The sequence below is a fragment of the Caryophanon latum genome (assembly GCF_001700325.1).
Taxonomy (GTDB): domain Bacteria; phylum Bacillota; class Bacilli; order Bacillales_A; family Planococcaceae; genus Caryophanon; species Caryophanon latum.
On sequence record NZ_MATO01000018.1, the window covers coordinates 1 to 21,623 of the forward strand.

The 21,623-nt window shown below is 42.9% G+C and carries 17 protein-coding genes; 16 read left to right on the forward strand and 1 reads right to left on the reverse strand.

Annotated elements, in window-relative coordinates:
- Positions 1–284: 284 nt before the first annotated feature.
- From A6K76_RS05025 to mfd, 14 genes are all read left to right on the forward strand, one after another.
- The gene (locus A6K76_RS05025; protein WP_066462743.1) at positions 285–1,526 is read left to right on the forward strand and encodes a resuscitation-promoting factor; all 1,242 of its coding nucleotides are present in this window, start codon (positions 285–287) and stop codon (positions 1,524–1,526) included.
- 139 nt (positions 1,527–1,665) lie between these two features.
- Positions 1,666–2,229 (forward strand): ribonuclease M5, encoded by a 564-nt coding sequence (gene rnmV / locus A6K76_RS05030; protein WP_066462745.1) that lies wholly within the window; start codon positions 1,666–1,668, stop codon positions 2,227–2,229.
- Positions 2,222–3,100: a 16S rRNA (adenine(1518)-N(6)/adenine(1519)-N(6))-dimethyltransferase RsmA gene (gene rsmA / locus A6K76_RS05035; protein WP_066462747.1), complete on the forward strand. Its 879-nt coding sequence runs from the start codon at positions 2,222–2,224 to the stop codon at positions 3,098–3,100. Before rnmV ends, rsmA begins: the two co-directional genes overlap by 8 nt.
- Positions 3,101–4,032: 932 nt before the next feature.
- Entirely contained in the window at positions 4,033–4,287 is a 255-nt protein-coding gene (veg, locus tag A6K76_RS05045) for a biofilm formation stimulator Veg (RefSeq protein WP_066462752.1), read from the forward strand.
- A gap of 202 nt (positions 4,288–4,489) precedes the next feature.
- The gene (gene ispE / locus A6K76_RS05050; protein ID WP_066462754.1) at positions 4,490–5,359 is read left to right on the forward strand and encodes a 4-(cytidine 5'-diphospho)-2-C-methyl-D-erythritol kinase; all 870 of its coding nucleotides are present in this window, start codon (positions 4,490–4,492) and stop codon (positions 5,357–5,359) included.
- A gap of 62 nt (positions 5,360–5,421) precedes the next feature.
- On the forward strand, positions 5,422–6,249 hold the full coding sequence (gene purR / locus A6K76_RS05055) for a pur operon repressor (RefSeq protein WP_066462756.1): 828 nt from the start codon (positions 5,422–5,424) through the stop codon (positions 6,247–6,249).
- 3 nt (positions 6,250–6,252) lie between these two features.
- Positions 6,253–6,627, forward strand: a complete 375-nt coding sequence (locus A6K76_RS05060; RefSeq protein ID WP_066462806.1) for a RidA family protein — start codon at positions 6,253–6,255, stop codon at positions 6,625–6,627.
- 621 nt (positions 6,628–7,248) lie between these two features.
- A complete protein-coding gene (locus A6K76_RS05070) occupies positions 7,249–8,706 on the forward strand; it encodes a methyl-accepting chemotaxis protein (RefSeq protein ID WP_066462758.1) in 1,458 nt (485 codons plus the stop codon).
- Positions 8,707–9,037: 331 nt separating this feature from the next.
- Positions 9,038–9,355, forward strand: coding sequence for a septation regulator SpoVG (gene spoVG, locus A6K76_RS05075; RefSeq protein ID WP_066462759.1), 318 nt, complete (start codon positions 9,038–9,040; stop codon positions 9,353–9,355).
- A gap of 550 nt (positions 9,356–9,905) precedes the next feature.
- A complete protein-coding gene (glmU, locus tag A6K76_RS05080) occupies positions 9,906–11,273 on the forward strand; it encodes a bifunctional UDP-N-acetylglucosamine diphosphorylase/glucosamine-1-phosphate N-acetyltransferase GlmU (protein WP_066462762.1) in 1,368 nt (455 codons plus the stop codon).
- Between the two features lie 27 nt (positions 11,274–11,300).
- Complete coding sequence (locus A6K76_RS05085) at positions 11,301–12,260, forward strand: ribose-phosphate diphosphokinase (protein WP_066462764.1); 960 nt, start codon at positions 11,301–11,303, stop codon at positions 12,258–12,260.
- Positions 12,261–12,705: 445 nt separating this feature from the next.
- Positions 12,706–13,359 carry a 50S ribosomal protein L25 gene (locus tag A6K76_RS05090; RefSeq protein ID WP_066462766.1) on the forward strand — a complete coding sequence of 218 codons (654 nt, stop codon included), beginning with the start codon at positions 12,706–12,708 and terminating at the stop codon, positions 13,357–13,359.
- A gap of 159 nt (positions 13,360–13,518) precedes the next feature.
- Entirely contained in the window at positions 13,519–14,076 is a 558-nt protein-coding gene (gene pth, locus A6K76_RS05095; RefSeq protein WP_066462768.1) for an aminoacyl-tRNA hydrolase, read from the forward strand.
- Between the two features lie 89 nt (positions 14,077–14,165).
- Positions 14,166–17,696 (forward strand): transcription-repair coupling factor, encoded by a 3,531-nt coding sequence (gene mfd, locus A6K76_RS05100; protein ID WP_066462774.1) that lies wholly within the window; start codon positions 14,166–14,168, stop codon positions 17,694–17,696.
- Positions 17,697–17,938: 242 nt separating this feature from the next.
- Here mfd and A6K76_RS05105 read toward each other — a convergent pair whose 3' ends face one another.
- The gene (locus A6K76_RS05105) at positions 17,939–18,241 is read right to left on the reverse strand and encodes a hypothetical protein (protein WP_066462775.1); all 303 of its coding nucleotides are present in this window, start codon (positions 18,239–18,241) and stop codon (positions 17,939–17,941) included.
- A 307-nt stretch (positions 18,242–18,548) separates the two neighbouring features.
- Between A6K76_RS05105 and A6K76_RS05110 the strand changes: the two genes are divergently transcribed.
- Complete coding sequence (locus A6K76_RS05110) at positions 18,549–20,144, forward strand: putative polysaccharide biosynthesis protein (protein WP_342669488.1); 1,596 nt, start codon at positions 18,549–18,551, stop codon at positions 20,142–20,144.
- A gap of 12 nt (positions 20,145–20,156) precedes the next feature.
- Entirely contained in the window at positions 20,157–21,620 is a 1,464-nt protein-coding gene (gene yabN / locus A6K76_RS05115) for a bifunctional methyltransferase/pyrophosphohydrolase YabN (RefSeq protein WP_066462777.1), read from the forward strand.
- Positions 21,621–21,623: the final 3 nt, after the last annotated feature.

The window sequence follows — 21,623 nt, forward strand, 5'->3', positions numbered from 1 at the left end:
TCACCTTCATGACCAACATCGTGTTCGCCGCCGAGCCCCAGGAATTTATCTGCGACGAGTAACCGCAGGAGCACATGTTTTTCTGTCTCGAGTAATCGCAGAGACAAAGCGAGCCACCATACGCGAAATGCCAGTTTAATGGCTAATCAACACGCTTGGCACCGCCTACTAGTATTTTGTTCGATTTTGCTCGATTATGCAGAAGTTATCAAGATATACTACTGTTGACATAGGGAAAAGTACCCCGTATAATCCAACAAGTATTAAGGAGGTGCTCTTTTTTAATGACAAATTATACCACTGGAAATTCCGTATCGCGTGCATTGCGAAAAAAGCGAACGTTAATTTCTATTGTTTTATTCACATTAATAATTGGTTTTGTCCTTTCAGAAAGTACAGGGAAAGCCATTACACTACAAGTAGATGGACAAATTCAACAATTTACGACAAATGCACATACGGTACAGGAGGCGCTTGATGAAATCGGCGTCGAAGTTTCGGCATATGATGACGTACAGCCGCCACTGGACACGACTTTGACAGCAAAAATGATCATTGATGTCGAAAAGGCGAAAAAAATTGAGATTTCCGTGAATGAGGAAAAACGCAATGTTTGGACGACCGAAAATGTTGTGAAAAATATTTTAGCAGAAGCAAACATTGACGTAGCAGAAGACGATAAATTGTCGCATAGCCTACATCAGCAAGTTGGTGAGGACGGCAAAATTGATGTTGAGCAGGCGTTTGAAATAACGATTGTAGATGGCAGAAAGGTTCGACAAGTAGCAGCGACATCGACGACGATCGCGAATGTTTTACAGGAGCAAGGCATTCAATTAGGAGAGCTAGACCGCATCGATTACAGCTTAGATGAGTACGTTACACCAGGGCAGACAATCGAAATCGTTCGAGTGAAAAAAGTGACCGATGTTATGGAAGATAAAGTAGCATTTGAAATCGAGATGAAAAATGACGACACGCTGTTAAAGGGGCGCAAAAAAGTGCTTCAGCGAGGTAAGCGAGGAACGTTATCACGTACATATGAAGTTGTGCTTGAAAATGGCAAGGAAGTTTCGCGCACGTTAGCGGAGGAGAAAGTTGTGTCAAAGCCGGTGAATCAAATCGTTGCAGTCGGTACGAAAACGGCAGTGAGCACAACGAAATCGACCGTTAGTAAAACAGCACCAATAACATCTGTGCTACATAACAATCAAGTAGCGAAGGAGCCGTCAGCAGGTCGCGAGCTAACGATGACGGCAACCGCTTATACAGCGACATGTAAAGGCTGCATCGGCATTACGAAGACGGGTATTAACTTACTGAAAAACCCACATTTAAAAGTAATCGCAGTAGACCCGAAAGTCATTCCGCTTGGCTCAGATGTTTGGGTTGAAGGATATGGCTATGCGGTTGCTGGCGATACAGGTGGTGCGATTAAAGGAAATATTATCGATTTATTTATGCCGAATGTTGACGATGCATATGATTGGGGACGCCGCACAGTTCGTGTGAAAGTGTTAAATTAATTGGAATGGTAGAGACAATGATAGCATTGTACTCTGCCATTTTACATTTTTGCGACATCATTGCAATTGGACAGACGATACAGAGCGATGTAAAATAAAGCACAGTATGACGTTAAAACAAGGAAAGAGGAATTGAAGCTTGCGTATTCAAGAATTTATCGTTGTTGAAGGAAAAGACGATACGATTGCGATTCAACGTGCTGTTAATGCGGACACGATTGAAACGAACGGCTCGGCAATTTCAGAGGACACACTTCGTCGCATCGAGCATGCACAACAAATTCGTGGCGTCATCGTCTTCACCGACCCAGATTATCCTGGGCAACGCATTCGGGCCATTATTGAGCAGCGTGTGCCAGGAGTGAAGCATGCGTTTTTAACGAAGGATCAAGCGAAGGCAAAAAACGGCAAAAAAATCGGCATTGAGCATGCGGCGGACGAGGACATTCGCTATGCGCTACAAAACGTCTACACGACGACTGAGAACATGCCTGTAGAAGAAATTACACGAGAAGATTTAATGTATGCGAAATTAATCGGTCACCCGAGCGCAAAGGCACGCCGAGAACGTTTAGGCAGCATTTTAAATATTGGCGCAACAAACGGCAAACAGCTGCATAAGCGATTGCAGGCGTTTCAAATTACAGTAGAGCAATTTGCAAACGCAATGCACACGATTGATCAGGAGGAAAACAATGTATAAAGATATCGCCACACCAGTGCGAACGAAGGCAATTTTAGATAAGTACGGATTTTCATTTAAAAAAAGTTTAGGGCAAAACTTTTTAATCGATCCAAATGTTTTACGCAACATCGTGTCACAAGCCCACTTAACAGAAAATAGTGGTGCAATCGAAGTCGGCCCTGGTATTGGCGCATTAACGGAGCATTTAGCACGAGGAGCAAAAAAGGTTGTGTCATTTGAAATCGACCAACGCTTGTTACCGGTGCTAGAGGACACACTTAGCCCGTATGACAACGTAACGATCGTGCATTCAGATATTTTAAAGGCGGACGTAGAAGCGGTCATCGCAGAGCAAATGCCACACATCGACGACATTATGGTTGTAGCGAATTTACCGTATTATGTAACGACGCCAATTTTAATGAAGTTATTAAACGATCGCTTACCGATTCGCGGATTTGTTGTTATGATGCAAAAGGAAGTAGCAGACCGCATTACGGCAAAGCCAGGCACGAAAGCGTATGGCTCGCTCTCGATCGCGATTCAATATTACTGCACAGCGGAAGTAGCGATGATCGTGCCAAAAACGGTATTTATGCCACAGCCGAACGTCGATTCAGCGGTTATTCGTTTAATTAAGCATAACAAACCACCAGTTGAAGTCATTGATGAAGACTTTTTATTCGTCGTAACGCGTGCGTCGTTCGTACAGCGACGTAAAACGATTTTTAATAACTTACAGGCGGGTTTACAACACGGCAAGGCGAAAAAGGATGAAATTTTAGCAGCACTTGAAGCGGCTAACATTGATCCGAAGCGCCGCGGTGAAACGTTAACGATTGAAGAATTCGGTCGCTTAGCAGACGCATTGCACCCGCATTTCGCCTAAACGTAAAGGATGTGTTGCATGTCAAATCGACAGTAGCACATCCTTTTTTCAAGTGTGTTAGTTAGGTTCTGTCTAAAAATGATTTTATAACGGCTTGGAACTCGTTCGTCACGATCAATTGGGATTGACGCATACTTGAAACGAGAGGCGGACTCCAGCTGGAAAAGCTCGCGTCGAAAGACCCCGCAGACACGAGGAACGAGTGTTGAGGAGGCTTGAGGAAGGCAGTAAGCGCCACTACACGAGTCACTGCCTTCAGAATAAACATCGTGTTCGCCGCAGAGCCCGCGGAAAGGCTGCCTCGATGTAAAGAGCAACGCCATGTTATGACAAAGAACGCGATTTCGTTCCTCGCTATTATGTATACTGAATTCTGGAGTTTTTAGACATGTCCTAATAGAACTTTAAAATACATTCACCGTCTATCACGTCTGTTGATTCGCCACTTTTATACAGCTGAATCGGTTGTTTTCAGCAGCAACACTGAGATAGAAGCCGCGTAAAAATGGCATGGCGCGTTCGGCGAGACTTCTAGGGGAAAAGCTCGTGCCTCAAGACCCCGCAAGCCACGACGCAGGAATGGCGCGGAGGCTTGAGGAAGGCGATAAGCGCACGTCCATTTGGCATCGCCTTCATGACCAACATCGTGTTCGCCGCCGAGCCCCAGAAAAGCGAGCCGCAATACGCGAAATGCCAATCGAATGGCTAATCAACACGCTTGACCGTCTATATACTACGAATTGTAGAAAATAGGCACTTTCCATCCCTTATAAACGCCGAGATTGCAATGGTTTTAGTGCAAAATACGAAAAAAATATGCGATGTATAGGAAAGTAATTGACATTGTATATACGGAAGATTATAATATTATATTTTGATTGACAAATATAATATTTCGTAATATACTGACATATAGTGAGGTGTATGCGAAAATGCCAAAAACATTAGCTGACATTAAAAAGTCGTTAGATAGTCATTTGGGAAAACGTTTGCAATTAAAAGCAAATGGTGGTCGCAAGAAAACCGTCGAGTGTACGGGCGTACTTTGTGATACGTACCGCGCGATTTTTGTCGTAGAACTCGATCAAGACGATAACACAACGAAACGTGTGTCGTATAGTTATACAGATATTTTAACGGAAGCTGTTGAAATTACTTTTGAACAAGAAGTAATGACAGCTAAGTAATTTGTTTTGATTTATATGGTTACATAACGAGCACTCATGGCAACGCGCCTGGGTGTTTTTTATGTGTACAGAAATGTGACAGCTCGGTACAAGTTCTGTGCGGTCGTTTTTCGTTGTTGTATGGTAGAATAGAACACATGAAAATTAAAGGATGGGCTCGGCAATGGACGAGTTCATTTTCCATGCGGCAGGAGGAATAGCAATGCTTTACGTAAAGGCACCAGCAAAAATTAATTTAACATTAGACGTATTACATAAACGTCCAGACGGTTATCACGAGGTTGAGATGGTGATGACGACGGTAGATTTAGCAGATCGCATCGGTTTAGAATTGCGCGATGATGAGGAAATTGTCATTTTATCAGCAGATCGTTTCGTACCAGATGACCATCGCAACTTAGCGTATCAGGCGGCAAAAGTGTTAAAGGATGCGTATAACATTAAGCAAGGCGTATCGATTTCAATCGATAAAGAAATTCCAATTGCAGCAGGGCTTGCAGGTGGAAGCAGTGATGCCGCGGCGACGTTACGCGGTTTAAATGAATTATGGAACTTAAATTTAAGCATCGATACGTTGGCGGAGCTTGGAGCGAAAGTAGGCTCGGACGTATCATTTTGTGTGTACGGCGGAACTGCGCTTGCGAAAGGGCGAGGAGAGAAAATTCAAGAGCTATCGTCACCACCTGCTTGTTGGGTCGTGCTTGCGAAGCCATCAATTGGTGTATCAACGGCGGAAGTGTATGGCGGCTTAAAGTTAGACGAAACAGTTGAGCATCCGAACACAGCAGCGATGTTACAGGCAATTGAGGAAGGCAGCTTTTCAAAAATGTGCGATTCGATCGGCAATGTGCTAGAATCGGTAACGTTAAATATGCATCCGGAAGTAGCGATCATTAAAGAGCAAATGAAGCGCTTCGGGGCGGACGCAGTACTGATGAGCGGAAGCGGACCGACAGTATTTGGGCTTGTTGAGCATGAGGCGCGTGCTGCACGTATTTATAATGGCTTAAAAGGCTTTTGTGAAGAAGTATACACAATCCGCTTAGTCGGCGAACGCAATGCACTTGTATAAAACCGTACATTCATGGTAAATTGTGTATAAAATATTCGTATTTATAATAAGGAGTGGGTTATATGAAATGGAAGCGCAGTGAGCGACTTGTCGACATGACATACTATTTGCTTGAGCATCCACATCAACTAATCCCGTTAACTTACTTTTCAGAGCTTTATCAATCGGCGAAATCCTCGATTAGTGAAGACTTAACAATCGTTAAAGAAACATTTGAAGAAAAAGGAATCGGGCTATTAGTAACTGTGCCTGGCGCAGCCGGTGGTGTGAAGTACATCCCGAAAATGTCAGATCAGGAAATTCAACAGATCATCATTAATTTAATTGACCAACTTAGTCAGTCGGATCGTTTATTACCAGGTGGCTATTTATTTATGACCGATTTGCTCGGCAACCCAGATTTAATGAACCAAGTTGGGAAAGTGTTCGCAAGCGCGTTTGCGGACCAGCAAATTGATGTCATTATGACGGTAGCGACGAAAGGTATTTCGATTGCGCATGCGATTGCACGTCATTTAAATGTACCGGTCGTTGTTGTACGTCGCGATAGCAAAGTAACAGAAGGCTCAACGGTGAGCATTAATTACGTATCAGGCTCTTCAAGAAGAATTCAAACAATGGTATTATCAAAACGTAGCATGAAAAGTGGACAGCGTGTGCTCATTACCGATGACTTCATGAAAGTTGGCGGCACGATGAACGGCATGAAAAATTTACTAGAGGAGTTCGATTGTGAGCTTGCAGGCATCGCGGTGCTTGTTGAGGCAGAGCATGCGGACGAAACGCTCGTAGATGACTACTATTCACTCGTCAAGCTACATGAAGTAAATGAGAAAGACCGTACTATTGCTTTAAGTGAAGGAAACTTTTTTTCTAAGGAGAGAGATTAAATGATGAAGGTAGTTTCAACAACAAATGCTCCAGCTGCAATTGGACCATATTCGCAAGGTATTATCGTAAACGGCGTATTTTATTCTTCAGGTCAAATTCCACTGACAGCTGCAGGCGATTTAGTAGAAGGCGATATTCAAGCACAAACGAACCAAGTGTTTGAAAACTTAAAAGCAGTGCTTGCAGAAGCAGGCTCTTCATTAGACCAAGTTGTGAAAACGACTGTATTTATGAAGGATATGAACGACTTCGTAGCGATGAACGAAGTGTATGCACAACATTTCGGTGAGCATAAACCAGCGCGTTCAGCAGTAGAAGTGGCACGTTTACCAAAGGACGTAAAAGTAGAAATCGAAGTAATTGCATTAGTTAAATAAACGCAGGTCTGTTGATTCGCCACTTGTATACAGCTACATTGGTTGTTTTTAGCAGTAAAACAACAATAAATGTGTCTTTATAATGGCAGAGAGCGTACGCCGAGCCCTAGGAATGGATCTGCCTCGAGTAACCGCAGAGGCAAAGTGAGCCGCCATACGCGACTTGCCAATTCAATGGCTAATCAACACGCTTGAAATAATATGAAAAAAACCTCATTCGAAGAGCCTCTCGAATGAGGTTTTTTTGTTGTAATGATGAGTACTAAAAAGTAATTGAGGGAATGGAAGATTATAATCATTTTTAGTAAATAGACGGTTCATTACTGTAAGCTGAGGTTGATGCATAAAGGTTGCTTGAAATAAAAGTCGGACTCCAGCGGGAAAAGCGCGAGCCTTGAGCCCCCCATACACGAAGCATGAGTGTCGAGGAGGCTTGAGGAAGGCGGTGAACGCTATTACACGCGTCATCACCTTCATGACAAACATCGTGTTCGCCGCCGATTCCCAGAATTGATCTGCCTCGAGTAACCGCAGAGGCAAAGCGGGCCGCCTTACGCTTCTGTCGATTGATTGGCTTGTTATTAAATGAACGAATCGGCATTTTAAAAAGGGGTGTAAAGTATGGATATAAAACAGCTTTTAAGAGAGGATTTAGAGCGTAAAAATCGTTTAATGACAATTATTATTGTTATCGCTGCTACATTGGGGCTCGTATTTAATTTATTAATGAAAAATCACATTGTCGTACCGGTAACATTAGCCGCTATTGATCTGATCATCGTAACAATGTTTTTTTTACAAAAAAAATCAACAGCGATTCGAGCAATTTTTCCGTATATTAGTGTTTTTTTAATTGCATGTATAGCTATTACATCGCTCATATTTGACGAGCCGAAAGTGGGTGCGATTGGGGTAGCCTTTTTAGCGTTAGTTGCCTCGTCAATTCATAGTCGCATGTCCGTATTTCTGTTTGGCTATGCTGTGACGTTAGGTATTATCGTTACAGTTGGCTTAAATGGGGCAGGAACGTTAGTCGTTTCGTATACGAATGTGTATTTATTGCATTTATTATCGTCAATTGTGTTATTTTCCCTTGTTCGTTTTACAAATCAAATACACAGTCGTGCAAATGAATTAATCGTAACGGCAGCTGAACGTGCACAGCAAGATGGGCAGCAGCGTGAAATATTAATGCAGGCAGTTGAGGCGATGACAGCGAACTTGCAAAAAATCACAGCTTTAAATGACACATCATATGGCGCACAGCAGCGAATGACAGAAGCGGCAAATGATGTGTTAAGTGGTGCAGAAGAGCAGCAACAGCAAATTCTCGGCGTTGTAGAAACGACAGACGCGACAAAGCGCAGTGTAGAGAGCATGATGTTTACGCTTCAAAACGTCGTTGAGCAAGCTTCTACAGCAGCAAATGAAGCGACAGTAGGAGCAACGAGCATGCAGGAGATGAAGAGTGAAATCGAAACATTCCATTTGTTTTTCAACGAGCTAAAATCGACGTTTGATGACTTGACGATGAAAATTACAGAAACGAACGTGCTTGCTAATGCGATTCGTGAGATTACAACACAGACGAATTTGTTGTCACTTAATGCCTCGATTGAAGCAGCGCGTGCAGGAGATTTTGGTAAAGGCTTCGCAGTTGTGGCAGAAGAGATTCGTAAGCTTGCGACGGTGACTGATGAAACACTCGTGCGCATCGATGATAATTTAGCTGAAGTTAATCGCTATAATGAAGTTGCATTACAAAAAATAGAAAATGGCGTGCAAACGATTAGCATGCAAGTACATCGCGCAACTGCGACGAATGAAACGTTCGAGCAGCTATATACGGTAATGCAAAGTTTGCAAGACGTCGTTGAGCGCTTAACGAATGAGGCGATTCAAATTGATACGAACAGTACGTCAGTTGTACAAAAAGCAACGCGCGTGAAAGAAATTTTACACAGCAGCGATACGTTAATGCTACGTTTTAGCGATGCGATTGCGATGCTAGTGCAAAATCAGCAAACGAGTAGTGCTGCAGTTGAGGAAACGTATGAACAAACGAAAAGGCTCATTTAACATCGCAATTAACGGACGTACAGTAGTATTATGTTTCTGAGTTACATTAAATAGGTTCATCACCGTAAGCTGGGGTTGACGTATAAAAGTTGCTTGAGCCGCGCCCGCGGAAAGCCTGCCTCGACGTGAAAAGCAACCCCAAGTTATGGTGAAGAGCCATTAAATAGTCAATTTTGCGTATAAAAAAACGCTGTTATTTCTCGTAAAGCACTATTTTTTAGGAAGATTCCAAATTATATAAAAATATCTTTTTAAAAGAAGGATTTATGTCACTGTTTATAGAATAACATCACATTGGAATAAACTACTAAAAATAAGGATGGTGCAAATAATGGAAGTAACAAATATCCGTTTACGCAAAGTTGAAACAGAGGGGCGCATGCGTGCAATCGTATCGATTACGTTGGATGATGCATTTGTCGTGCATGATTTGCGCGTAATTGATGGCAACAACGGCTTGTTCGTAGCGATGCCTTCAAAACGTACAAAAGAAGGCGAGTTCCGCGACGTAGCACACCCAATTAACATGGAAATGCGCGCTAAAATTCAAGATAAAATTTTAGCAGCATATGCGGAATCTGAAGTGACGGAAGCATCACTGTTAACAGAAGATGTTGTAAAACAAGAAAAAGAAGCAGTAGAAGTATAATCGTTATACAGGTGAAAAAGTCATTCGAAGCAGCGATGTTTCGAATGACTTTTTTGTTTTTGTAGAACCTCCTCAAGCCTATGCACCGCTCCTATGTCGAGGGTTACGGGACGAGCTGTTCGCCAAGGAGTCTCGCCGCACGCTCCATTCCATTATCACGTTGCATTCATTTCCGTTTTGCTACTGAAAACAACTAATTCAGCTGTATACAAGTAGCGAATCAACAGACGTGATTATTTTTTACAAATTGTCACACATTATTCAGATTGTTGGCAACAAGTCAGACCTCATCATAAAAATAGCAAATGCATGAAAATTCTATAAATTTTTATAACGTAAAATGTTGCGCGTTTACGTCATCGTTTGCTTGTAAACGTAAAAGATTTCTTAGTTTATTTGTTATGTTACAGTAATTTTTTGCTAGTGATTTTTGTAGAAATGCGTTGAAAACTATTGACAATATGCTTGACGTGAACTGATAACAACTTGAAATAACAGTGCATTTGCTTTATAGTCATAATAGAAAATCAGCGTATTGGAGGACTCAACAATGGCTAATATTTACGCGGTGATTTTGGCAGCAGGTCAAGGTACACGTATGAAGTCCAAGCTATATAAAGTTCTTCACCCAGTATGTGGTAAACCAATGGTACAGCATGTCGTGGATCACATTGAGACATTAGATGTTGAACGTATTGTAACGATCGTTGGTCACGGCGCAGAATTGGTGAAAGAGCAGCTAGGTAACAAAAGCGAATACGCATTACAAGCTGAACAATTAGGGACAGCTCATGCCGTACAACAAGCTGAAAGCGCTTTAGGTAATGAAGAAGGTACAACGTTAGTTATTTGTGGTGATACACCATTAATTCGTCCAGAAACGATGCAGGCATTACTTGCACATCATAATGAACTGAACGCAAAGGCGACGATTTTAACAGCAGTTGCAGACAATCCAACTGGTTATGGTCGCATCATTCGTGATGAAAATGGGCAAGTATCACAAATCGTTGAGCAAAAAGATGCGAACGATGAACAAAAGCTCGTAACAGAAATTAATACAGGCACTTATTGCTTCGATAATAAAGCTTTATTTGAAACGTTAAAACTTGTTGGAAATGACAATGCACAAGGTGAGTATTACTTACCAGACGTTATTGAAATTTTACAAAAGCAAGGTGAGGTTGTTGCAGCTTATGTGACGCCGGACTTTAACGAAACGCTAGGTGTAAATGATCGCGTAGCACTTGCGGAGGCGGAAACGTTAATGCAAGCGCGCATTCAAGAAACACATATGCGTAATGGCGTGACAATTTTAGCACCAAATAGCACATCAATTAGTGCTGACGCTATAATCGGTCGCGATACTGTATTAAAACCAGGTGTAGTCATTGAAGGTAAAACAGTAATTGGTGAAGATTGCATCATCGGTCCGAACAGCCAAATTACAAACAGTACGATTGGTGAACGAACAGAAATTAAACAGTCTGTTCTAACAGATAGTGTTGTCGGTAATGATACAGCAGTTGGTCCGTTTGCACATTTACGCCCGCAAGCACAATTAGGTAACGATGTGAAAATCGGTAACTTTGTGGAAGTGAAAAAGAGCGTAATTGAAGACGATTCAAAAGTTTCGCATTTAAGCTATATTGGCGATGCGAAAGTAGGAAAAGGCGTCAACATTGGCTGCGGCTCGATTACGGTAAATTACGATGGTAAAAATAAATTTGAAACGGTGATTGAAGATAACGTATTCATCGGCTGTAACTCAAATTTAGTTGCACCAGTAACAGTTGGAGCAGGCGCATTCGTTGCAGCTGGTTCAACAATTACAAAAGATGTGCCAGCGGAGTCGTTAGCGATTGCTCGCGCACGTCAAGAAAACAAGGTAGATTACTACGCAAACAAATTAAAATAATAATTTATAATTAAACAGGAGGCCGTCATGCCATATCAATATGCTGACTCAAAATTAAAACTTTTCTCATTAAATTCGAATAACCCACTTGCGCAAGAAATTGCTGAAGAAATGGGCGTTGAACTTGGTAAATCTTCAGTAAAAACTTTCTCTGATGGTGAAGTACAAATTAGCATCGAAGAAAGTATTCGTGGTTGTGATGTATTCATCGTGCAATCGACTTCTGCGCCAGTAAATGAGCATTTAATGGAACTTTTAATTATGATTGATGCTTTCAAACGTGCATCTGCACGCACAATCAACGTTGTAATGCCTTATTATGGATACGCTCGTCAAGACCGTAAAGCTCGTGCTCGTGAGCCAATTACAGCTAAATTAGTAGCAAACCTTTTAGAAACAGCTGGTGCAACACGCGTAATCGTTTTAGATTTACACGCACCACAAATTCAAGGTTTCTTCGATATTTTAATCGATCACTTAGTAGCAGTACCGTTAATTGGTGACTACTTCTCAGGCAAAGGCTTCAACTCAGAAGACCTTGTTGTCGTATCACCTGACCACGGTGGCGTAACACGTGCTCGCAAATTAGCAGAGCGCTTAAAAGCACCAATCGCAATTATTGATAAGCGTCGTCCAAAGCCAAATGTGGCAGAGGTAATGAATATCGTTGGTAACGTTGATGGGAAAATCTGTATCTTAATCGATGACATTATCGACACTGCAGGTACAATTACGATCGGCGCAAATGCATTAAAAGAAGCTGGAGCAAAAGAAGTATACGCTTCATGCTCTCACCCAGTATTATCTGGTCCAGCAATCGAGCGTATTGATAACTCTGTAATTAAAGAATTAGTTGTAACGAACACGATTCAATTAACGGAAGATAAAAAATCTCCAAAAATCGTACAGCTTTCAGTAGCGAAATTAATGGCAGATGCAATTTCTCGTGTTTATGAAAACAAATCAGTAAGTATTTTATTTGATTAATTTGTTAGTTATATGGAGCCGTCCGAGATCATTCTCGGGCGGTTTTTTATTTTCGGCGAGGCGGATTCACCAGTCAATTAACAGGTACGTATGGCGGCTCGTTTTACGGATTCTGGAGTCACATGCTCCTATTGTTACTCGTCGCAAAAAGAATTTTAGCTGTTCCCCTAGAAATCTCGCCGCACGTGCACTGCCAATAAGGTAGCGCATTATTTTTGTTTTATTAGGTTCTGTCTAAAAACTATTTTATAACGGCCTGGAACTCGTTCGTCACGATCAATTGGGATTGACGTATAAAGGTTGCTTGAAACGAGCCCGCGGAAAGCCTGCCTCGACGTTGAAAGCAACCTTGAATTACGCTTCATGTTTCATACTGAAAACAATTGGGTAAAGATACTGCATGGCAAAAAATATTTGTTCTAATACTGAAAGGGGACTATGAACGATGCAAACAGTCATTACAGCAACAAAGCGTGAAACTGGAAGTCACTCAATACTAACCCAATTAAGGAAAGACGGGAAATTGCCAAGCGTTCTTTACGGCTTTAACGTAGAGGAAACAACACCGATTTACTTCGATTACAAAGCGATGGCGCGTGAAGTACAGCGCAATGGAGTAAACCATATTTTCAAAATTCAGCTCGGCGACAAAACGTACAATGCGATCATTGGTGAAATTCAGCGTGATGCATTGAAGGGTAAAGTGAAGCACTTTGACTTGCATTCAATTAACATGAAAGAAGAGTTAGAGGTCGATGTGCCTGTGTCGCTTATTGGCGATTCAGTTGGTGTGAGGGAAGGTGGCGTTATTACGCAGCCAAACACTGATTTGAAAATTCGCGTGAAGCCGTCTGATATTCCGGATTCAATTGAAATTGATGTGTCAAGTTTAGGAGTTGGCGATACGCTATCACTTGCGGACGTGCGCGACCAAATTCCATTTGATACTTTAAATGATGATGATTATACGTTAGCGACAGTAACACCACCGACACCACCAGCAGAGGATGCCGATTTAGAAGCAGCTAGTATGACGGCAGATGATGTGGAGGCAACCGGTGAAAAGCTTGATCCGAACAAGCCAGGTCGCACAGATTAACGATAAATAATAAGATTAAACAGATGGACGAGAAGCAATTTTCGTCCATCTTTTTGATGTGCGTAACGTAAAAATGTTCAAACAAACTTTAACCAAATTGTCGAGTATTTATGTTAAAATAAGCTACGATTAGAAAATAACAGAGGCGTGAAATAAACGATGAAATTAATTATTGGCTTAGGGAATCCCGGCAAACAATATGAATATACTCGCCATAACATTGGCTTTGAAGTAATTGATGCGTTAGCGAAGGAATGGAACGCACCGCTCACTAGCACAAAGTTTAACGGCATGTACGCAACTGTGCATCGTCCAGAAGGTAAAGTCATTTTACTGAAACCGTTAACGTATATGAATTTATCAGGCGAATGTGTGCGTCCGATAATGGATTATTTTGATGTTGATGTAGAGGATATAATTGTCATTTATGATGATTTAGATTTAGAAACAGGCAAGCTACGTCTTCGCCAAAAAGGCAGTGCTGGTGGACATAACGGCATTAAGTCATTAATTCAGCATTTAGGCACACAACAATTTAATCGCATTCGTGTAGGGGTAGACCGTCCACCTGCTGGCATGAAAGTAGCTGATTACGTATTAGCGAAATTTTCAAAGGACGATGCGCCGATCGTAGCAGACGCTATTGCAAAAAGCGTAGCGGCGGTAGAAAAATCATTAACGAAGCCATTTATCGACGTGATGAATGAGTTTAACTAATAACGAAGCGATGTGAGGAGGCTGTTCTTTAACGACACCTCCTTTTTCTGTATAAAGCGGCACTACTGAAGGGAGGCTTTTCATTTTATATGGAAGCATTAACGCAACTTTTATATGACGATCAACATATTCGTTCATGGATTACGACGCTAGAAAAACAAGGACTACATCATCTCGTAACAGGGGTAACGGCGGGAGCGAGACCTGCATTAATTTATACTGTTTTTGAAAAATTAAATAAGCCTATTTATATTTTGACATCAAATTTACTGCAAGCACAGCGCTTAGTGGAAGATTTTAGTGCGCTTGCAGGCAGCGACAATGTGTATTACTACCCGGCTGATGAATTTATCGCAGCAGATATGACGATGGCGAGCCCAGAGCTACGTGCACAGCGCATTTTAACGCTTGATGCATTAGCACATCGCAAAGTCGGAATTTATGTCATTCCAGTTGCAGGTATGCGAAAGCCGATGACACCTCTTGAGGAATGGCAAAAACAAGTACTACAAACGAGTGTTGGGGAACAGGTCGATATGGATGCATGGCTTGAGGCGCTCGTCGTTATGGGCTATTCACGTACGGAAATGGTTACATCACCAGGACAGTTTGCGCTGCGTGGTGGTATTTTTGATGTGTACCCACCGTATGAGGAAAATCCATTGCGTATTGAGTTTTTTGATACAGAAATTGATTCGATTCGTACGTTTTCAGCAGAAACACAGCGCTCGATTGAAAAGGTAGAGCAAGTTCGTATTTTACCAGCAGCAGAGTTTATTTTCACACAGTCGCAAAAAATGTCGATTGCACATCGATTATCAGATGCGTTAGAGCGTAGTGTTGCAAAGGTGAAAAAAGCTGAGACGAAAGAGGAGCTGCGCATTCACGTACAGCACGACATCGAACAGCTTCAACAAAATATCATTCCAACTTACGTGAATAAATATGGAACGCTTTTATATGAGCAAGAAACGTATTTGGGCGATTATTTCTCACAGCACGGCGTCGTATTCGTCGATGAGCTAGGGCGTGTTCAGGAAGTCATGGATGCGTGGGAGCGTGAGGAGCAGGAATGGTTCATGTCGTTAATTGAGGACGGCAAGCTTGTTCATGATGTGAAGGTGAGTGTGTCATTTAAAGAAGTACTAGCGATGCTAAAGCAAACGATCGTGCATTTAGCATTATTTGCGCGTTCATTTGACGGTGTCACGTTCCAACATACGGAAAACTTTACGTGTAAGCCGATGCAGCAGTTCCAAGGGCAAATTCCGCTATTTAAGCAAGAAGTAGCACGATGGCGAGCGGAGAAGTTTACGGTGCTATTTTTAGCGGATGGGCAAGAGCGCGTAACGAAAATGGTCGAGCTGCTTGCTGATTATGATGTCGTGCTAACAGAAGGTGCGTTAAACGGAGCGGGGCTATACGCGCGTGATTTATCGTTTAAAGCTGGCTTTGAACTACCGCAGCAAAGGCTCGCAGTCATTACAGAGGACGAATTATTAAAGCTGCCGGCGAAAAAGCGTACACGTCCGCAAAAAATGACGAACGCAGAACGCATTAAAAGTTATACAGAAATGAAAGAGGGCGACTACATCGTTCACGTACAGCACGGAATCGGGAAGTATATCGGTGTTGAAACGGTCGAAGTAGGCGGTATTCATCGTGACTACTTACATATTCGTTATCGCGGTGATGATAAGTTGTATGTACCGATTGAGCAAATTGATTTAATTCAAAAATATGTCGGTTCAGAGGAACGTGAGCCAAGACTGCATAAGCTCGGCGGCCCGGAATGGAAGCGCACGAAGGCAAAAGTGACGAAAGCGGTGCATGACATTGCGGACGACTTAGTAAAGCTATATGCAAAGCGCGAAGCTGAAAAAGGCTATGCATTTTCACCAGATGGCGATGAAGTGCGCGCGTTCGAATCGGCATTCCCATATGAGGAAACAGAAGATCAGCTGCGCACGATTGCGGAAGTAAAAGCTGATATGGAACGCGAACGCCCTATGGATCGCCTCGTTTGTGGTGACGTAGGGTACGGTAAAACAGAAGTTGCCATTCGTGCTGCATTTAAAGCGATTATCGACGGCAAGCAAGTAGCATTTTTAGTGCCGACGACCATTTTAGCGCAGCAACATTATGAAACGATTAAAGAGCGCTTTGCGGATTTCCCGATTACAGTCGGACTGCTTAGCCGCTTCCGCACGCGTAAGCAGCAAACGGAAACGTTAAAAGGTTTAAAGGACGGTGCAGTTGATATTGTCATCGGTACGCATCGTTTATTATCAAAGGACGTTATGTATGCCGATTTAGGGTTGCTAATTGTCGATGAAGAGCAGCGTTTTGGCGTAACGCATAAAGAAAAAATAAAGCAGCTGAAAACAAACGTTGATGTATTAACGTTGACGGCGACACCGATTCCACGAACGCTGCACATGTCGATGGTTGGCGTGCGTGATTTATCGGTTATTGAGACACCCCCTGCAAACCGCTTCCCAGTACAAACATACGTGATGGAAGACGGAGGTGCGTTAATTCGTGAAGCAATCGAGCGCGAAATGGCACGCGGTGGGCAAGTGTTTTACTTGTTTAACCGTGTTGCTGAAATGGCAAGCAAAGTAGAGGAAATAAAGCAGCTCGTTCCAGAGGCGCGTGTCGGTCATGCGCATGGGCGAATGACGGAGACAGAGCTAGAGAGTATCATTATCGAATTTTTAGAAGGACAGTATGATGTGCTCGTAACGACGACAATTATTGAAACGGGTGTCGACATTCCAAATGTGAATACGCTCATTGTGCACGACGCTGATCGCATGGGCTTATCGCAGCTGTATCAATTACGAGGACGTGTCGGGCGCTCAAACCGCGTCGCTTACGCATACTTCACATATCAACGCGAGAAAGTGTTAACGGAAATAGCGGAGCAACGCCTGCAAGCGATTAAAGAATTTACAGAGCTCGGTTCTGGTTTTAAAATTGCGATGCGCGACTTATCGATTCGTGGTGCAGGTGATTTACTCGGCTCACAGCAGCACGGCTTCATCGATTCAGTCGGCTATGACTTGTATTCACAAATGCTAGAAGAAGCAATTGAAGAACGTCAACTTGGCGACGATTACGAGCAAAAGGTAGATATTGAAATTGTGCTGCCGATGAACGCATACATTCCAGATACGTACATTCCAGACGGTTATCAAAAAATTCAAATGTACAAACGTATTAAAAGCATGGGTTCTGACGCAGATTATATCGAAATTACAGATGAGCTAACGGATCGCTTCGGTGATTTGCCATCGGAAACGATTTTATTGTTGCGTGTTGCGCGTGTGAAAGCGTGGGGGATGCATACCGGTTTACGTTCCATTAAATTGAAAAAATCGATCGTGACAATTAATTTCACATCGGAGGCGACAAAGCTGTTTGACGTTGCGGAAGTAATGCAAGGCACGAACAAATACGGTCGCGCAATCGGTTTTGGTATGGATAGTGCAACGAAATCGCTCGTCATGACGATTGAGGAGAAGCATTTATTATCGACGCATCGACTGTTTGACGTAGTGGAAGATGTAATGCAGCAAGTTTATGCGAATCGTAAAGAGGAAGTTGCTTCTATATAGACGGTGAATGTATTTTCGAGTTTTGTTCATCGGCTCTTCACATCGAGGCAGACTTTCCGCGGGCGTGGCGTGAGCCTTTCGTGTCACGCTCATGCCTCTGCGATTACTCGAGGCAAAAAGAATTTTCGCTATTCCCGCTGGAGTCCGCCTCTTGTTTCGAGCTTTGTTCGCATTGTAAATTTCAATCACCTTGTATATAAATAAAGAAAAAAGCATTCGACGCCATTTGTCGAATGCTTTTTTTATGTGTTATTTACGTTGTGCAGCTGGCTGTAATGTAAGCCGTTCGTATAATTCATGCGCTGTAATAACTCCTCTTCTGTACGGAATGTGTTGCGTTTTTCTAAAAAGTCGCGCTCCTTCATTGATGGTGTTTTTAAATGCGCTCGTTCAAGCTGATCTAAAAAGGATACGTCGTCAGTAAGTTGCCGCTTCGAAGGATTTGCTTCCGTACCAGTGCGGTAAAGATGCAAATGTTCTAAATACGCATATTGCATTTGTTTGACAGAGGATGGAGTAGCGGTTACACGTTCTACTTGGAACATAAACAAACACCTCCATAGTTTGATAAATTGTGTTACAGTTTATAGTTACCCGAAAATGATGTAATTAAACATCTTTTTGCCTAGTTTAACTATAAAAATATATGATTTTTTGATGAAATGATTAAAAAGTACTCATTTTTTCGGTTTTTTTAGTTGTTAGACCTATGTGAAAAACGTGCTAGTTATGTCGAATTGTTCAGAGGGGATCCCCTACAAGATGAAATGTATTTCCAGTTGAATGTGGTATACTTTTACGTTGTAGTAAACATAAAAGAAAGAGAGAACATATATGGCTGGAAGTTGGAGTATGAAAGGCTACATGAAAGGGGCGGCCCTCCTAACGATTTCTGCGCTCGTCGTAAAAATTTTAGGAGCGATTTATCGTGTGCCGTTTCAAAATTTAGTTGGAGACGAAGGTTTTTATATTTATCAGCAAGTATATCCGTTCATTTCGATTTTTGTTGCATGGACGGCAAGTGGTTTTGCGGTTGCCATTTCAAAGCTGCTTGCAGATGCGGACACGCTCGCGACGCTTCAGCTGCGAGAAAATAGGCGCTTTCAAATTATGAAAATAGCTTTTTGGTATTTAGTCGTGTTGTCGCTCAGCTGCTTTACGTTACTGTACAGTGGAGCTGGCGTTCTCGCAAATATGATGGGCGATGACAAGCTTGCACCGCTTATGCGTACAGGTTCGTTCGTTGTACTATGTATGCCGATTTTAGCGGTCGTCAAAGGTTCTTTTCAAGCGAAAGGACGCATGGAGCCAGTCGCATATGCACAAATTGTCGAGCAAGCAGTTCGCGTCACGATTATTTTAAGTGGCTCATGGCTTGTGATGAAATATAGCGGCTCGCTGTATGGTGCAGGACAAGTAGCGACTGCTGCGACGGCGGTCGGCGAGTTTGTTGGCGTCGTTATTTTAGTAACGGTATTTAAAAAGATGGCATTGTTTCCACAGCGCGATAAAAAAGCAGAACGCGTTGCAGTATGGCCAATCGTGAAAGAGCTAACGTTATATAGTTTAAGCGTTAGTATGAGCGGGCTCGTACTATTGTCGTTTCAAATGATTGATTCATTTACGATTTATAACATATTGCTTGAAAATGGGCTTAGTGAAACACTCGCGAAGGAAACGAAAGGGATTTATGACCGCGGTCAGCCACTCGTTCAGCTCGGCGTCGTCATTGCAGGCTCGCTTGCATTAGCGATCGTGCCACTCGTTGCGATTATGTGCAAAAAGAAGGAAGGACGAAACGCGGATAGCTTTATTCAGCTAACGTTTCGTGCGGCAGTGCTGTTTGGCTGGGCGGCGTCATTTGGCTTAGTGCTTGTTATGCCGTACATTAACGTTATGCTATTTAAAACAGATAGCTTAACGTCCGTACTGAGCATTTTTGTGCTACAAATCGTACCGCTGTCGATTACATTAACATTTACAGCAATGCTACAAGGGTTTGGTAAGTTAAAAGTACCTGCACTCATTTTAGTGACAGGTTTCGTGTTGAAAATGATTGGGAACGTAACGCTCGTGCCGTTATTTGACGTGCTCGGCGCAGCGTTTGCGAGTAATATCGGGCTATTCTTTATCGCGTTTATGTTGATGCGCTACTTAAAGCGTGTGCATCCGATTACGTTAGCACCCGCATCGTATTATAAAAAGCTATTTTTAGCGTCATTGTATATGATGATTGCGGTGTATGCTTGGAGCTTCGTCATTGATATTGTATTGGCGTTATCAACACGTTTAGAATCGGCAATAATCGGTGGCTCGGCCGTTGCAATCGGTGCGTTCGTATTTTTAACAGCAGTTGCGAAAATGAAAGTGCTTGCCGACAAAGAATGGTTTTTATTGCCGTTCGGTCGGAAAATGGCAAAATATCAATTATGGTTAAATCGAAAATAAGAGGAGGATTTTATGCGTAATATTACAGTAATCGGCTTAGGCGCGGCAGAATTCGAGCAAATGCAGCTCGGCGTTTATCGCAAGCTACAAGCTGCAACGAAAATTTACGTTCGCACGATGGATCATCCTGTGCTAAACGTATTACAGCAAGAGGGCATGATGCTACAAAGCTTCGATGCGATTTATGAAAAGCACGGCGGATTTGAGGCGGTGTATGATGAAATTACCGACACGTTAATCGAGCTATCGGAGCAGGAGGACGTGCTATATGCAGTGCCAGGACATCCACTCGTTGCAGAAAAAACAGTGCAGCTATTAATTGATGCACATAATCGCGGCGACATTCAGCTAACGATTGAAGGTGGGCAAAGCTTTTTAGACCCGATTTTTGGGGCGCTGCGCATTGATCCAATCGAAGGATTCCAACTGCTTGATGGCACGAACATGTCAATGGACGACATTAACATGCGCCAGCACATTTTAATTGCGCAAGTGTACGATACGTTCAGTGCATCAGAGGTGAAGCTGACGTTAATGGAGAAATACCGCGACGACTACCTAGTAACGATCGTAACGGCGGCAGGTTCAAGTGCGGAGAAGCTAACGACAGTGCCGCTGCACGAGCTTGATCATGAAGTGGAAATTAACAACTTAACGACGATCTACGTGCCGCCTGTAAGTGACAGAGCAGAAGCGTATCGCGACTGGACGACGCTTCGTCAAATTATCGCAACGCTGCGCGGTCCAAACGGCTGCCCTTGGGATCAAAAGCAAACGCACGAATCATTGAAGAAATACTTTTTAGAGGAAGTGCATGAGTTTTTAGCGGCAGTTGATGCAGAGGATGACTTTGCGATGATTGAGGAGCTTGGTGACGTATTACTGCAAGTATTCCTTCACGCACAAATTGGTGAGGATAACGGCTACTTCACGATTGAGGATGTGCTCGCATCGATTTCAGAGAAGATGATTCGCCGCCACCCACACGTTTTCGGTGATGCACAAGCAGACGATGCGGATGCTGTTGTCGCAAACTGGGAAGCGATTAAGCGCGAGGAAAAAGGTGACATCGATGCGTCAGTATTACACGATGCATACCGTGAAACTTCTAGCTTACAAACTGCGTATAACTATCAAAAGGAAGCGGCGAAAGTTGGCTTTGATTGGGACGAAGCGGCAGATGCGATCGCGAAGTTTAACGAGGAATGGGCGGAGTTTACGGCGGAGCTTGAGCATGGTGACGCAACGACGCGCATGGACGAGCTTGGTGATGTATTCTTCACATTAGTGAACATCGCGCGCTTCTTTAAGCTATCACCAGAAGAAGCGATGCTGCATGCGAATGAAAAGTTTGCACGCCGCTTTAAGCATGTTGAAAGCTGTGTCGCTGCATCAGGCAAGGCGTTTTCTGATTTTACGTTAGATGAGCTCGACGCTTTTTGGAACGACGCGAAAAAAATTGAAAAGGGGCTGTAACGT

Excerpts from the sequence above, each read along its gene's own strand:
- A6K76_RS05025 (WP_066462743.1), top strand. The coding sequence starts at position 285 with ATGACAAATTATACCACTGGAAATTCCGTATCGCGTGCATTGCGAAAA.
- rsmA (WP_066462747.1), top strand. The coding sequence starts at position 2,222 with ATGTATAAAGATATCGCCACACCAGTGCGAACGAAGGCAATTTTAGAT.
- veg (WP_066462752.1), top strand. The coding sequence starts at position 4,033 with ATGCCAAAAACATTAGCTGACATTAAAAAGTCGTTAGATAGTCATTTG.
- ispE (WP_066462754.1), top strand. The coding sequence starts at position 4,490 with ATGCTTTACGTAAAGGCACCAGCAAAAATTAATTTAACATTAGACGTA.
- purR (WP_066462756.1), top strand. The coding sequence starts at position 5,422 with ATGAAATGGAAGCGCAGTGAGCGACTTGTCGACATGACATACTATTTG.
- A6K76_RS05060 (WP_066462806.1), top strand. The coding sequence starts at position 6,253 with ATGAAGGTAGTTTCAACAACAAATGCTCCAGCTGCAATTGGACCATAT.
- A6K76_RS05070 (WP_066462758.1), top strand. The coding sequence starts at position 7,249 with ATGGATATAAAACAGCTTTTAAGAGAGGATTTAGAGCGTAAAAATCGT.
- spoVG (WP_066462759.1), top strand. The coding sequence starts at position 9,038 with ATGGAAGTAACAAATATCCGTTTACGCAAAGTTGAAACAGAGGGGCGC.
- glmU (WP_066462762.1), top strand. The coding sequence starts at position 9,906 with ATGGCTAATATTTACGCGGTGATTTTGGCAGCAGGTCAAGGTACACGT.
- A6K76_RS05085 (WP_066462764.1), top strand. The coding sequence starts at position 11,301 with ATGCCATATCAATATGCTGACTCAAAATTAAAACTTTTCTCATTAAAT.
- A6K76_RS05090 (WP_066462766.1), top strand. The coding sequence starts at position 12,706 with ATGCAAACAGTCATTACAGCAACAAAGCGTGAAACTGGAAGTCACTCA.
- pth (WP_066462768.1), top strand. The coding sequence starts at position 13,519 with ATGAAATTAATTATTGGCTTAGGGAATCCCGGCAAACAATATGAATAT.
- mfd (WP_066462774.1), top strand. The coding sequence starts at position 14,166 with ATGGAAGCATTAACGCAACTTTTATATGACGATCAACATATTCGTTCA.
- A6K76_RS05105 (WP_066462775.1), bottom strand. The coding sequence starts at position 18,241 with ATGTTCCAAGTAGAACGTGTAACCGCTACTCCATCCTCTGTCAAACAA.
- A6K76_RS05110 (WP_342669488.1), top strand. The coding sequence starts at position 18,549 with ATGAAAGGCTACATGAAAGGGGCGGCCCTCCTAACGATTTCTGCGCTC.
- yabN (WP_066462777.1), top strand. The coding sequence starts at position 20,157 with ATGCGTAATATTACAGTAATCGGCTTAGGCGCGGCAGAATTCGAGCAA.